13 protein-coding genes are annotated in these 13,182 nt (G+C 61.5%); 6 read left to right on the plus strand and 7 right to left on the minus strand.

From position 1 onward, the window contains the following. Positions 1 to 1,022, plus strand: a 1,022-nt coding sequence (locus AACZ55_RS12175) for an acetyl-CoA C-acyltransferase (protein ID WP_339646421.1), incomplete at its 5' end; no start/stop codon positions are given. 311 nt (positions 1,023 to 1,333) lie between these two features. Then, positions 1,334 to 1,612, plus strand: coding sequence for a hypothetical protein (locus tag AACZ55_RS12180; protein WP_338607771.1), 279 nt, complete (start codon positions 1,334 to 1,336; stop codon positions 1,610 to 1,612). Positions 1,613 to 1,883: 271 nt separating this feature from the next. On the opposite strand, the gene AACZ55_RS12185 is transcribed toward AACZ55_RS12180, so the two are convergent. After that, entirely contained in the window at positions 1,884 to 2,114 is a 231-nt protein-coding gene (locus tag AACZ55_RS12185) for a hypothetical protein (RefSeq protein ID WP_338607772.1), read from the minus strand. Positions 2,115 to 2,183: 69 nt separating this feature from the next. Next, the gene (locus AACZ55_RS12190) at positions 2,184 to 2,390 is read right to left on the minus strand and encodes a cold-shock protein (protein WP_014129445.1); all 207 of its coding nucleotides are present in this window, start codon (positions 2,388 to 2,390) and stop codon (positions 2,184 to 2,186) included. Positions 2,391 to 2,653: 263 nt separating this feature from the next. Between AACZ55_RS12190 and dld the strand changes: the two genes are divergently transcribed. Further along, a complete protein-coding gene (gene dld, locus AACZ55_RS12195; RefSeq protein ID WP_339646425.1) occupies positions 2,654 to 4,339 on the plus strand; it encodes a D-lactate dehydrogenase in 1,686 nt (561 codons plus the stop codon). Between the two features lie 66 nt (positions 4,340 to 4,405). Here dld and AACZ55_RS12200 read toward each other — a convergent pair whose 3' ends face one another. Then, the gene (locus AACZ55_RS12200) at positions 4,406 to 5,386 is read right to left on the minus strand and encodes a sialic acid TRAP transporter substrate-binding protein SiaP (RefSeq protein WP_339646428.1); all 981 of its coding nucleotides are present in this window, start codon (positions 5,384 to 5,386) and stop codon (positions 4,406 to 4,408) included. 25 nt (positions 5,387 to 5,411) lie between these two features. Then, positions 5,412 to 6,299, minus strand: a complete 888-nt coding sequence (locus tag AACZ55_RS12205) for an SMP-30/gluconolactonase/LRE family protein (protein ID WP_339646431.1) — start codon at positions 6,297 to 6,299, stop codon at positions 5,412 to 5,414. 331 nt (positions 6,300 to 6,630) lie between these two features. Here AACZ55_RS12205 and AACZ55_RS12210 point away from each other — a divergent pair, with 331 nt between their 5' ends. The 3 genes from AACZ55_RS12210 to AACZ55_RS12220 all read left to right on the plus strand — a co-directional run bounded on the left by AACZ55_RS12210 (position 6,631) and on the right by AACZ55_RS12220 (position 10,117). Then, positions 6,631 to 8,610, plus strand: coding sequence for a PhoX family phosphatase (locus AACZ55_RS12210; RefSeq protein WP_339646434.1), 1,980 nt, complete (start codon positions 6,631 to 6,633; stop codon positions 8,608 to 8,610). A gap of 131 nt (positions 8,611 to 8,741) precedes the next feature. Next, on the plus strand, positions 8,742 to 9,602 hold the full coding sequence (locus AACZ55_RS12215) for an aldo/keto reductase (protein ID WP_339646437.1): 861 nt from the start codon (positions 8,742 to 8,744) through the stop codon (positions 9,600 to 9,602). Next, entirely contained in the window at positions 9,599 to 10,117 is a 519-nt protein-coding gene (locus tag AACZ55_RS12220) for a DUF1697 domain-containing protein (protein ID WP_339646440.1), read from the plus strand. Before AACZ55_RS12215 ends, AACZ55_RS12220 begins: the two co-directional genes overlap by 4 nt. Positions 10,118 to 10,175: 58 nt before the next feature. Here the strand turns inward: AACZ55_RS12220 and AACZ55_RS12225 are convergent, their stop codons facing one another. The 3 genes from AACZ55_RS12225 to AACZ55_RS12235 form a co-directional block, all read right to left on the minus strand. Next, entirely contained in the window at positions 10,176 to 10,385 is a 210-nt protein-coding gene (locus tag AACZ55_RS12225) for a cold-shock protein (protein WP_264225380.1), read from the minus strand. 227 nt (positions 10,386 to 10,612) lie between these two features. After that, positions 10,613 to 11,983 carry an aspartate aminotransferase family protein gene (locus tag AACZ55_RS12230; RefSeq protein ID WP_339646443.1) on the minus strand — a complete coding sequence of 457 codons (1,371 nt, stop codon included), beginning with the start codon at positions 11,981 to 11,983 and terminating at the stop codon, positions 10,613 to 10,615. A 98-nt stretch (positions 11,984 to 12,081) separates the two neighbouring features. Continuing rightward, positions 12,082 to 13,182: aldehyde dehydrogenase family protein (locus AACZ55_RS12235; protein WP_339646446.1), on the minus strand; the 1,101-nt coding region annotated here is incomplete at its 5' end.

Consider the following 13,182-nt stretch of genomic DNA (forward strand, 5'->3'; position numbering starts at 1 on the left):
AAGACAATCGCAATGTGGCGCGCATGAGCCTGCTGCTGGCCGGACTGCCTGTCACGGTGACCGGGACAACCATCAACCGGCTATGCGGATCCGGGCTCGATGCAGTGCTGACGGCGGCGCGGGCCATCAAGGCGGGCGAAGCGGACTTGATGATTGCCGGCGGCACGGAATCGATGAGCCGGGCGCCGTTCGTGATGCCCAAGGCCGAGACGGCGTTTTCGCGCAATGCGGAGATTTATGACACGACCATCGGCTGGCGCTTCGTCAATCCGGCGATGAAGGCACAATATGGCGTCGATTCCATGCCCGAGACCGGCGAGAACGTTGCCGAGGATTATCATGTTTCCCGCCAAGATCAGGACGCCTTTGCGGTGCGCAGCCAGAACAAGGCGGCTGCCGCTCAGGCGAGTGGACGGCTGGCCCAGGAAATCGTTGCGGTGAGCATCCCCCAGCGCAAGGGCGATCCGGTTGTCGTCGACACTGACGAGCATCCACGCGCCACCACGCTGGAAACGCTGGCCAAGCTGCCAACGCCGTTCAAGAAGGAGGGCGGCACGGTGACGGCGGGCAATGCGTCCGGCGTCAATGACGGGGCTGCGGCGCTGATCATCGCATCCGAAGCTGCAGTGAAGAAATACGGGCTGACGCCGATTGCGCGGATCGTGGGCGGTGCGACCGCCGGGGTGCCGCCGCGGGTGATGGGCATCGGGCCCCTGCCCGCTTCGCAAAAGCTGATGTCGCGACTGGGCCTGGGTGCCGAAGATTTCGATCTCGTCGAACTCAACGAGGCTTTTGCTTCGCAGGGAATTGCCGTGCTGCGCGGGCTGGGGATTGCCGAGGACGCGGACTTTGTGAACCCCAATGGCGGGGCTATCGCGCTGGGTCATCCGCTGGGCATGTCAGGCGCGCGCATTGCCGGAACGGCTGCTCTGGAGCTGAGCCTTTCGGGCAAGAAGCGGGCGCTGGTGACGATGTGCATCGGGGTTGGCCAAGGGATCGCGGCGGCGCTGGAGGCGGTTTAGGCCACGGATTTCGAGGGCCGGACAGTTTAACAAGGCCTCTTCACCCTGACCGCAGGGTGAGGGGGCCTTGTCTGTTTTTGCGGCAAAACGCCGATTTTACCTCCGCCTTGCAATTGGGACGCCGAACGCATATATGTCTGCAAGGTTCGATGGCGCGCGATTTGGTTTGTCGCGCTTTTGAAGCGCAACAACAGCAGCGCCCTTTTTCGAGCCAGTTTCTCCAACAATCATAAAACCGTAGCAAGGCTGCCCGATAATCGTGGCGCCGCTACAGTTCAGACGAGGCCGTCCAGTGGCGGTCAGAAAGACATATGAAGACCATAGATTTCAACGCCGAAGCGTCCCTCTATCTGGGCCGCGACTGGCGGACTGCGCTCGAGCAGGGATCGCGACGATTCCCGAGCGCTGCAAAGGCCATCCGATTTGCGCTTGAGGAAGTGCCGCCCGTGAGCCTTCACGGTGCGCGCATGATCGTTGAGGGGCGAACCTATTCGCCCCGCGATCTGCAAAAGCTTTACGGTGACCGGGAATACCCGCTGCACCGCAAGGCCGATCTCGAAGCGATCCTTGTCGAACCCTTCAACGATTAGGCTGTCGATTTTGGGGGTGGACGCAAACCCGGCACACGGGATCATCCCGGGCCGGCAGGTTGGCGGTCTTATTAGAGACGTTCAGGATTTGATTGACTCAAATCCCTGGCTCCAAGCCCTTGTTCTGTCGCGTGTTGCGAACCGCAAAACCGTTTCCATTTCCGATCGCGTCGAGGACATGCTTTTGCTGGACACGCTCTAGCTAGACGCTGAGTGTACTGGACCCCGGCTCAAGGCCGGGGTGACCGGGCGGGACAGAGCTTGAATGATTTCAGGCTGTCGTCGTCTTGCGGCGAACAGCGGGCTTTTTCTTGGGGGCGGGCTTTTTGGCCGCCTTTTCGATGGCGTCGGTGCGCTCTTTTTCGAGCCGCAGGGCCTTGAGGCGCTCGGTCTTGGCGCGTGTGGCGTCCAGCGCGATTTCTTCCTGGCGCAGCGCCTCTTTCTGGCGCGCTTCCATCTCGGCGTATTTGCGCTGCGGGCTCACCTTGGGCGGAGCTTCCATTGAGATATCTCCTGAGATTAAAAAAGGCCGCCTTTGGAGCATACGCTCTAAAGGCGGCCTTTTATGGTATTAGGCAGCCTGGATGTTGATGGCCGACTTGCGTCCGTCGCGGCCGCTTTCGAGCTCGTAGCTCACAGCCTGGCCTTCGACCAGCGTCGCCATTCCGGCGCGCTCGACAGCGGAGATGTGCACGAATGCATCTTCGCCGCCCTGATCGGGCTGAATGAAGCCGAAGCCCTTGGTTGCATTGAAGAACTTTACCTTGCCCGAGATCATCATGGATCCTTTCAGTGGCAGTGGACCCCGACGCGACATGCACCAAGGCCGCCCAAATCCTTTGAGGATTTGCGGCTCAACGTCTAGCAATTGAGGATATCCAAGTATCCGGCGAACCGGGCGATCTGGTAGCCAAGAGCATCCAACGTGATAAAATTACACTATAGCAAATGTGGCACACAGGCAAGTACCGGCCGCATTGGGGGCTCTTCCATTCCCCGCCCATGGCGTTATGGTCCCGCCCCAGACAACAAGGACCGCCCATGACCGAGCAGCTCGTTTCCACTTTCCGTTCCATTGTCGGCCAACGTCATGTGCTGGTTGGCGACCGCTCGACGCGGCGCTACCGCAAGGGCTATCGCTATGGAGACGGGCAGGTGCTGGCCGTTGTGCGGCCGGGCACGCTGGTGGAGAAATGGCGGGCGCTCAAGGCGTGCGTGGAGGCCGGCGTCATCGTCATCATCCAGGCGGCCAATACCGGGCTCACGGGCGGCTCGACACCGTTCGGGGACGGCTATGACCGGCCCATCGTCATCATTAACACGATGCGGATTTCGCGGGTCGACCTGATCTCGGGCGGCAGCCAGGTGATCGCCCTGCCCGGCGCAACGCTCGACAAGCTCGAAAAAACGCTGCGCCCTGTCGGGCGCGAGCCCCATTCGGTGATCGGGTCGAGCTGCATCGGGGCGTCGGTGACCGGCGGGGTGTGCAACAATTCGGGCGGATCGCTGATCCAGCGCGGCCCGGCCTATACCGAGCTGGCGCTGTATGCGCAGGTCGATGAAACCGGCACGCTCAGACTGGTCAACCATCTGGGGGTCGACCTCGGGGACGAGGCGGAAACCGTCCTCTCGCGGCTCGATGCTGGCCAGTATTCCGACGCCGATGTGACGCCCGAAGGCAATCGGCGCGCCTCGGATCACGATTATCATCGCCATGTGCGCGATATCGAGGCGGACACCCCTGCCCGTTTCAACGCCGACCCGCGCAAGCTGTTCGAGGCTTCGGGCAGCGCGGGCAAGCTGGCGGTGTTCGCGTTGCGGCTCGATACGTTCGCGGCGGACACCAATACGCAGGTGTTTTACATCGGATCAAACGACCCGCTCGAGCTCAACACGATCCGGCGGCACATGCTGAGCCGGTTTACCCACCTGCCCATCGCCGGGGAATATCTGCATCGGGACGCATACACGCTGACTCAAAGATACGGCAAAGACACGTTTCTGATCATCAAGCGGTTCGGCACCGACCGGATACCCACTGCGTTTGCAGCCAAGAGCTGGGTGGACGGGATCACCGAAAAGCTGGGGCTGGGCGGTACGGTTTCGGATCGCATGGTGCAGGCGATAACCGGGCTGTTGCCCCAACATCTGCCAAAGCGGATGAACGATTATCGCGACCGGTTCGAACATCATCTGATGATCCGCATGGGCGGAGACGGCGTTGCCGAAGCGCGAAGCTATCTCAAGGGCATGTTTCCCTCGGCAAGCGGGGATTATTTCGAATGCACACCGCAGGAAGGCACCGACGCCTTTTTGCACCGGTTTGCGGTCGGGGGGGCGGCGGTACGCTATCGCAACACCCATCCTCACGATGTCGAGGACATTCTGGCGCTCGACGTGGCGCTGCCGCGCAACGAGATCGACTGGCTGCCCGAACTGCCTGCCGATCTTGACGCCCAGATCGAATACAAGGTGTTGTGCGGTCATTTTTTCTGCCACGTCATGCATCAGGACTACATGATCAAAAAGGGCGTCGACGTGTCCGCGCTCAAGGAGCAGCTTTTGGCCCTGCTCGACACGCGGGGCGCCGAATATCCGGCCGAACACAATGTGGGGCATCTTTATGCGGCCAAGCCGGCACTGGCGGACTTCTACAAGACGCTCGACCCCACAAACAGCTTCAACCCCGGCATCGGCAAGACGAGCAAGAAGAAGCAGTGGGCTTAAACAAATAGCCCCGCAGCTTTTGCCGCGGGGCCCCATTCATTCATATCTCAGGCTCCAAGCTCAGATCTAGAGCGCGTTGATGCGCTCGAGCATGCCTTCGGGCCAGGCATCGGAAAGCGGGGACGCGAGGTATTGTTCCTGCGCGTAGGTCTTGAACGCTTCGAGGTCGGGCTCATAGACCTTGAGACCTTCCTGCTCGAAGAAGGACACAAGTTCGGCTTCCTGATCGATATATTGTTGGTCGGACCAGGCAAAGGCCTCGGATGCGGCATCGCGCATGGTCTGCTGCTGCTCGGCGGTGAGCGAGGCAAACAGGTCGGCGTTGATGATGAGCATGCCAAATCCCATGTTGTGGCCGGTGAGGATGATCTGGTCGGTCACCTCGTGGAACTTCATGAGCTGATTGTTGGGCAGCGGGTTGTCCTGGCCATCGATCGCGCCGGTCTGAAGGCCTGTATAGACCTCGGCATAATCCATCGGGGTGGGGTTGGCGCCAATGGCGCTGCCCAGGAACTGCCAGCTCTCGCCGCCCGGCATGCGCAGCCGCACGCCGTTGAGATCCTGAGGGGTCATCACTTCCCTATCGCCACGAAGATTGACGTGGCGGGCGCCGTAATAGGCGATGCCGAGGATTTCGAGACCCATTTCGTCGCGGGCCATCTGGCGGAACTCGTCGCCGATGTCGCTCTCGAACACCGCCTGGAGGTGCTCGGGATCACGAATGACATAGGCGGCGCCCAGAATATCGAAGGCCGGGACCTGCTTGGCGAAATCGGACGGCGGCAGCAGCGACATTTCGAGATTGCCGCGCTGGATGGCGACGATTTCGGAGCCCTGGGGCACCAGTGTCGAAGAGAAATAGGGCTGGAACTCGAAATCATCGCCCAGCCGTTCGGCAAAAATGTCGGTCAGCGCCACCGAGCGCGGGGCGTCAGCGGTCGTGGAGTCGGAAAAACGCAGGGCAATCGGCTCCTGCGCCATGGCGGCCGCGGGCACCGTAAGTGCCAGAGCGGCCAATGCCGAAAGGGCTTTGGTGTGGATGGTCATTTTGGGAAATCCTCCTCGGGGTTTTTCAGGAAAAGACAAATCTGTGTTCGGCCACGCCCTGCCCGATGCCCTCGACGGCCAGAAGCGAGCCGGCCAGCGGCTCGGCGGCAAGCTGGTTGTCGGAAAGAAATTTTCGGGCGGTCGTGACATAGAGCGTGCGGAAATCCGGGCCGCCAAAGCACAGGCAGGTTGGATTGGTGACGGGCATTTCAACGACCGTGTCGATCCGTCCATCGGGCGCGTAACGCACGATCCTCGAGCCGGCAAAGAACGCCTGCCAGAGGCACCCTTCGGCATCGATGGTTGCGCCGTCGGGGCGGTCGCCGGTTCGCGAGTAATCGGCAAAGACCTCCCTGCCGATTATGGCGCCATCGTCGGGATCGATCGTGAGGCGCCAGGATATGTGGCGTCTGGTGTCGGTGAAATAGCCTGTGCCGCCGTCGGGCGAAAAGGCAATGCCGTTGGAGACGATGACGTCATCGATCATCGCATGGGCCGTACCATCGGCGTCGATGCGATAGAGCTTGCCGTTGGGGCGATGGAGCTGGTTGTCCATGGTGCCGACCCAGAACCGGCCGCTGGGATCGACGCGGCCGTCGTTGAGACGGTTGTCGAGCCCGGCATCGACCTCGAGCATCGGATCGAGCGTGCCATCGACCGCGAGACGGTTGAGGGTGAGGTCGGTGGCGATCAGCTTTTCGTCATGGCCCGCCAATGCCAGCGACCCCAGAAACTGCGTTTCAAAGGCACGCGCATCGTGTTGGCCAGTGGCCGGATCGAGCCGATGCAGTGTCGGCTTTTCGATATCGAGCCACCATAATACGCGCTCTTTATCACACCACAGGGGCGTTTCGCCCAGCTGATCGAGACTGCGATGGGCACTCTCCACCGCGCTTCTGGCAATAGTCCTCATTGTCTCCCCCGGCTGCCGATTTGCTCTGTTCCAGCCGCCCGCACTTTTAACTAACGAGTTAGTTAAGTCAATAATCGTTCCCCGGCTCATCGTCCGTCGAGCGTGCGGGGCCGGCGGCAACCGGTTTTTCAGGGCGCAAACAAATCTGCACCGCGATGTAATGTAATGTCATAACGCTGTTATTTGCCGGCTCTAGCTTTGCCGGACGGGCGCTGGCGAGAGGATGGCCGAAGATGTCATCCCTTGCCAATCCAGCGTCCCGACCGCTCATGGACACTGGCCTCACACCTGCCCCATGAGCCCCGCAACGCAACCAAGCAGGGCTTTACAGATGAACGAGCACACTCCCAAATTTCCGACCCAGGGTCTGGAAAACGCCGAGTTCGAACCGGTTAACCCCACGTCCAACCCCACGATGGGCGAATTGATTTCCCGGCGCTTTTCGCGGCGCGGGTTCCTCAAGGGTTCGCTGGCCACAACGGCCATTGCCGCAACCGTCAGCCCGCTGGCGCTCCTGACCGCCGAAAAAGCACACGCCCAGACCGGCTCTGTCTTCTCGTTCGCCGAAGTCGAGGCCGGCGTCGATGCCGACCACCACGTCGCCGAGGGCTATGACGCCGACGTCCTGATCCGCTGGGGCGATCCGGTGACCAATGACGCGCCCGAATTCGACCCCACTGCCCAGACGCCCCAAGCCCAGGCGGGCCAGTTCGGCTACAACAATGACTATGTCGGCTATGTCCCGCTCGAGGGTTCGTCCGAACATGGTCTGTTGCTGGTCAACCATGAATACACCAACGCCCATCTGATGTTCCCTGGTCTGGTGACGGTGACCGACGGCGAGGCCCAACAGGGTCCGCTCTCTGAAGACCAGGTCAATATCGAGATCATGGCCCATGGCGGCTCGATCATCGAAATCGAAAAGGTCGACGGCAAATGGCAGCGCGTTGCCGGCAGCCCCTACAACCGCCGCATCACCGGCGAAACGGAAATGGAAATCACCGGCCCGGTCGCCGGACATGACCGTCTCAAGACCAGCACCGATGACACCGGCACCATGGTGCGCGGCACGCTCAACAACTGCGCCGGCGGCACGACGCCCTGGGGCACGTATCTGATGGCCGAAGAAAATTTCCACGGCTATTTCGCCGGCGAGTTGCCCGAAGGTCACCGCGAAAGCGAAAATTATGCACGCCTGGCGGCGCCGGGCGGCTGGTATGAGTGGCACAATTTCCACGACCGTTTCGACGTTTCAAAAGAACCCAACGAGATGAACCGTTTCGGCTGGATCGTCGAAGTCGATCCCATGGACGCCAGCTTTATGCCAAAAAAGCGCACCGCCCTGGGCCGCTTCAAGCATGAAGGTGCCGAATCGGTTGTCGCTCCTGATGGCCGCGTGGTGTTGTATTCGGGCGACGACGAGCGCTTCGATTATGTCTATAAATTCGTGACCGCCGGCACGTTCAATGCCGACGATCGCGCCGCCAATATGGGCCTGCTCGATGAGGGTACGCTTTATGTCGCCCGGTTCGATGAAGACGGTTCGATGGAATGGCTGCCGCTCACCTTTGGCGAAGGCCCGCTTACTGAAGACAACGGCTTTGAGAGCCAGGCGGACGTTCTGATCGAGACCCGTCGGGCTTCCGATCTCTTGGGCGCAACCCCGATGGATCGTCCCGAAGACATCGAGCCCAACGCCACCAATGGCCGCGTCTATGTCATGCTGACCAACAATACGGCACGCGAAGAGGCCAATGCCGCCAATCCGCGCATCGACAACGCCTTCGGCCACATCGTGGAGATCCACGAAGAGGGTGGCGATTTCGCCGCCACCGCCGGCACCTGGGAAATTCTGCTGCAGTGCGGCGACCCTGAAATCGCCGAAGTGGGTGCAACCTTTTCGACCGAAACCACCGAAAACGGCTGGTTCGGCATGCCAGATAACTGCGCAGTGGACGCCGATGGCCGCCTGTGGGTCTCCACCGACGGCAATTCGCTCGCAGCGACCGGCCGCACCGATGGTCTTTGGGCCGTCGATACCGATGGCGAAGCCCGCGGCACTTCAAAGCTGTTCTATCGTGTGCCGGTTGGCGCCGAAATGTGCGGTCCGCTGCCGACCCCGGACCTGGCCACAATGTTCGTTGCCGTCCAGCACCCTGCCGACGGCGGCGAGGACTGGGATGGCCATGGACGCCCGTCCTACTACGAAGACCTGTCGACCCGCTGGCCCGATTTCCGCGACGACATGCCGGTGCGCCCGTCCGTCGTTGCCATCACCAAGCAGGGCGGCGGCAAGATCGGTACGGCGTAACCGCAAAGACCAATTCCAATCATGGCCGGGCCGGCTCGCGAGGTTTCGCGTGCCGGCTTTTCATGGCCCTTAGGGCCTTGGGTTGGCCCCATTGAAGGCGTTAGGGTGGCAGGAAACGAAAGGATACAAACATGAGCGAAGTCAACGCCGCCGCCTCGGGTACATTCTCGCTGGGAGATCATACCATCAACCGGCTGGGGTACGGCGCCATGCGCATAACCGGGCGGGGGATCTGGGGCCCGCCTTCCGATCGTGACGGAGCGCTCGAAACGCTGAAGCGCCTGCCCGAACTGGGTGTCAATTTCATCGACACCGCCGATTCCTATGGACCGGACGTTTCCGAGGAATTGATCCGCGAAGCGCTCTATCCTTATGAGGGGATGCTGGTGGCGACCAAGGCGGGGCTGACGCGGGCCGGGCCGGATCGCTGGGCGCCCAACGGGATGCCCGACTATCTGATCGAGCAGGCGCAAAAGAGCCTCAAAAAGCTCGGGGTCGAGCAGATCGCCCTTTGGCAGTTGCACCGCATCGATCCGCGTGTGCCGCGCGAAGAACAGTTCGGGGCGGTCAAGGCGCTGCTCGATCAGGGCATCATCGCCCATGCCGGGTTGAGCCAGGTCAGTGTCGAAGACATCGAGGCGGCGCGGAAGGTGTTTCCTGTCGCAACCGTTCAGAACAAATACAATCTCGTCGTTCGCGAGAGCGAGGACGTGCTCGATTACTGCGAAAAGGAAGGGATCGGGTTCATTCCCTGGTTCCCGCTGGCGGCGGGCGATCTGGCCAAGCCCGGATCGGTTCTCGACGGCATCGCGCAAAAGCACGGCGCGGCGCCCAGCCAGATCGCTCTGGCCTGGGTGCTCAAGCGCAGCCCCGTGATGCTGCCCATTCCAGGGACATCAAAAGTCGCCCATCTCGAAGAGAATGTGGCAGCCGCAGGAATCGCGCTTTCCGACGAGGACTTCGCGGCCCTCGATGCGGCCGGGCGCAAATGAGTGCCTATGTCGCGCTGTTGCGGGCGGTCAATGTGGGCGGAACCGGCAAGTTGGAAATGAGCGAACTCACCGCGATGTGCGAGGCGGCGGGGTTTGAGACGGTCAAAACCTATATCGCCAGCGGAAATGTGGTGTTTTCCGCCGACCTTGGTGAAGCGCAGGTGCGCAAGGCACTCGAGGAGCGGCTGGAAGCCTATGCGGGCAAGCCGGTGGGCGTTGTTGTGAGAACGGCACGGGAAATGGCCGAGGTCTTGAAGGCCAACCCGTTTCCCGATGCCAAGCCCAATTATACGGTGGCGATCTTTCTCAACGGGCAGCCGGCAGACGATACCCTCGACACCCTGCGCAACCGCGCCGAGAACGAAGAGGTGCGGCTGGGCAGGCGGGAAATCTACGTGTCCTACGGCTCGGGGATGGGACGATCCAAGCTGGTCATCCCTGCGGCCAAACAGGGCACGGCGCGCAACATGAACACCATTGCCAAACTGGCGGAGATGGGCGCAGCGCTCACGTAAAAAGGCCGCCTTGCGGCGGCCTTTTCAAAACCCTGGATTTCGAGGCAAACGCCCGAAATCAATCAGCCGGCTGCAGGTTGACTGCAGAGGCGCGGCCGTCGCGGCCCTTTTCCAGCTCGTAGGAAACGGCCTGGCCTTCGACCAGAGTGGTCATGCCCGAGCGCTCTACAGCGGAAATGTGGACGAAAGCGTCCTGGCCGCCCTGGTCAGGCTGAATGAAGCCGAAGCCCTTGGTGGTGTTGAAGAATTTTACTTTGCCAGTGATCATCGAGAGATCCTTTCGAATGGCGAATAGTTCAGGCGCGACATGCGCCGAACCCAACGTCTTGCAATAAAGGATATCCAAGTGACCGGAAAAACCGGCAGATCAGGTAGCCAAGCGCATCGAACGTATGAGAATAATCATTACAGCGCTACTGCGGTCAAAACAAGGCCGTTGACGCACCCGGCGCACGATTTGAGTCGCGCGCGCCGGGCAGTGCCTTCCGGCAACGATCAGCCGAGCACCGATTTCACCGCGGAAGCGGTCTTTTCCACAACAATGTCGGCCTCGGCTTCGCTCAGGCAAAGGGGCGGTGCAAAGCCGATGATATCGCCCTGCGGCATGGCGCGGGCGATGACACCCAGCCTTGCCATTTCGCCAACGATGCGGGGCGCGACTTTCTCTGAAGCGTCAAAGAAGGTGGCGGTGTCGCGGTCCTTGACCAGTTCGACGGCGCACAGCATGCCCTCGCCGCGCACTTCGCCCACATTGGCGTGTTCGCCCAGGGCGGCGCTCATCTGGACGTTGAGATATGCACCGGTTTTCCCCGCGTTTTCCACAAGCCCCAGCTTGTCGATGAGGTTGAGGTTGGCAATGCCGGCGGCGGCGCCGATTGGGTGGGCCGAATACGTCCAGCCGTGCCCGATGGGGCCGTTTTCGTCGGTGCCGTCCATCAAGACCTGCCACATCCTGTCGCCCACGATCGAACCCGAGAGCGGGGCATAGGCCGAGGTCAGGCCCTTGGCGATGGTGATGAGATCGGGGCGCATGCCGTAGTGATCGGACCCCATCATGGTGCCCAGACGGCCAAAGCCGGTGACCACTTCGTCGGCGATCAGCAGGATATCGTGCTTGTCGAGCACCTGCTGGATGGCCTCCCAATATCCGGCCGGGGGCGGCACGATGCCGCCGGTGCCCAGAATGGGCTCGCCGATGAAGGCGGCAATGGTATCGGCGCCTTCACGCGCGATCAGCGCTTCGAGTTCGGCGGCGCAATGGAGAACGAATTCGGCCTCGCTCATGTTGCGGCGCGGGCGGCGGTAATAGTACGGCGCCTCGGTGTGGATGACCTGGGAAAGCGGCAGGTCGAACTTGTTGTGGAAGGTGGCAAGCCCGGTCATTGACCCGGTCATCAGGCCCGAGCCGTGATAACCGCGCCAGCGCGAGATGATCTTCTTTTTTTCCGGCCGGCCCAGGATGTTGTTGTAGTACCAGACCAGCTTGATGTTGGTCTCATTGGCGTCGGAACCCCCGAGCCCGAAATAGACCTTGCTCATCCCTTCGGGTGCGCGGTCGAGCACCATCTTGGCCAGCGTGATCGAGGCTTCGGTGCCGTGGCCGACATAGGCGTGATAATAGGCGAGCTCTTTTGCCTGCTCGGCAATGGCTTCTGAAATTTCGGTGCGGCCATAGCCGACATTGACGCAATAGAGCCCGGCAAAGGCGTCGAGCAATTTGTTGCCGTCACGATCCTCGATATAGACGCCCGATGCTGTCTTGACGATGCGATTGGGGCTTTCGCCGCGCGCATGCTGGGCGAGATGGGTCGAGGGGTGGAAGAAATTTTCCCGATCCCACTGGTCGAGCTGATCGTTGGTGAGCATTTTTTTGGTCCTTATTGATCTTCTAATTTTCAGTGGATGTGCGCGATGTCGGGAGCGCACGCCCTTTGCAGCCGCTCCGCACCGGACATGCGGTGCACCTAGGCCCAGTCGCGGCAGACATATTTGACTTCGGTGAATTCCTCCATGCCCAGTCGGGCGCCTTCGCGGCCCATGCCGGACTGCTTGTAGCCGCCAAACGGGATCGGCGCGCCGGTGACCTTGGTGCGGTTGACGGCGACCATGCCGAACTGGAGCTGTCGGGAGGCCCTGTAGATGCGGCGCGGATCCATTGTGTGGAGGTAGGCGATCAGCCCGTATTCGGTGGCGTTGGCGCGGGCGATGGCTTCCTCTTCGCTGTCGAAGGGGCAAAGCGCGGCGACGGGGCCGAAGGTTTCCTCGTTCATGATCAGGGCATCGGCGGGTACGTCAGTGAGGATCGTGGGCTGGAAGAACAGTGGGCCGTTTTCGTCCACCCTGCCCCCGGTCAGACATTTGGCGCCCTTGGCCAAGGCGTCCTCGACGTGGGAGACCTGCTTGGCGACCGCCTTTTCGTTCATCAGCGGACCGATATCGGGATCGGTGGAACCGGGACCGACCGAAAGGGCGGCGGCGGCTTCGGCGAAACGTTCGGCAAAGCTTTCGTAGATGCGGCGGTCGATGAAGAACCGGTTGGCGCCCAGGCAATCCTGGCCGGAGGTGGCGAACTTGGCCTTTACGGCTTCTTCGACGGCCTGATCGAGATCGGCATCGGCAAAGACGATGAAGGGAGCGTGGCCACCCAGTTCCATGACCAGCCGTTTTACGGTGCCCGCCGACTGGCGGTAGAGCAGCTTTCCGATTTCGGTCGAGCCGGTGAAGGACAAAACGCGGACGCGGGCGTCCGCCGTCCAGGGTTCAACGATTGTCGGTGCCTTGCCGGTCACCACGTTAAAGGCTCCGGCCGGGATGCCGGCGCGGGTGGCAAGGACAGCGAGGGCCGTTGCCGAAAACGGGGTTTCCGACGAAGGGTGGACAAGACAGGTGCAGCCGGCGGCCAAGGCGGCAGCGGCCTTGCGGGTGATCATGGCCGCAGGAAAGTTCCAGGGGGTGATGAGCGCGGCAACGCCGGCCGGTTCGCGCCAGATTTCCACTTCCGCGTCGGGCAGGTGGGAGGTGACGGATTCGATATTGGGGCGCTTGGCTTCCTCGGCGAAGAACTC

Origin of the sequence: uncultured Pelagibacterium sp. (assembly GCF_963972885.1) — a bacterium.
In the GTDB taxonomy this organism is placed as follows: domain Bacteria; phylum Pseudomonadota; class Alphaproteobacteria; order Rhizobiales; family Devosiaceae; genus Pelagibacterium; species Pelagibacterium nitratireducens.